At 55.7% G+C, this 255-nt stretch carries 1 protein-coding gene; it reads right to left on the minus strand.

The window, feature by feature from the left end; genetic code table 11:
• A partial coding sequence (locus tag ACO0LF_RS31800) for a hypothetical protein (RefSeq protein WP_423021456.1) occupies positions 1 to 255 on the minus strand: 255 nt, incomplete at both ends.

A 255-nucleotide genomic window follows, 5' to 3' on the forward strand; every position in this document is an offset into this window, starting at 1 on the left:
GGCTGCAGCTTTACTTGCCGTAGCAGTTTTCAGGCTTTCTTTGGCAGCCGTCAGTTGATTATCTACTTGCGTATAGTCTGCCAGGGCAGTCGACGCCTGTGCCTTGAGATAGGCAAGTGCCGCTGCAGCAGCTTCAAGGGCAACGCCGGCGGCTGCCAGTTGCGTTGCGGCATAATTGGCTTGCGCTTCTAGTTTTGCCAGGTTGGTGCTGGTGGATGTTGTTTGCACCTGCTTCAGTGCCAGGCTGGCACTCAT

The sequence above is a fragment of the Undibacterium sp. Di27W genome (assembly GCF_049340345.1).
GTDB lineage: Bacteria > Pseudomonadota > Gammaproteobacteria > Burkholderiales > Burkholderiaceae_D > Undibacterium.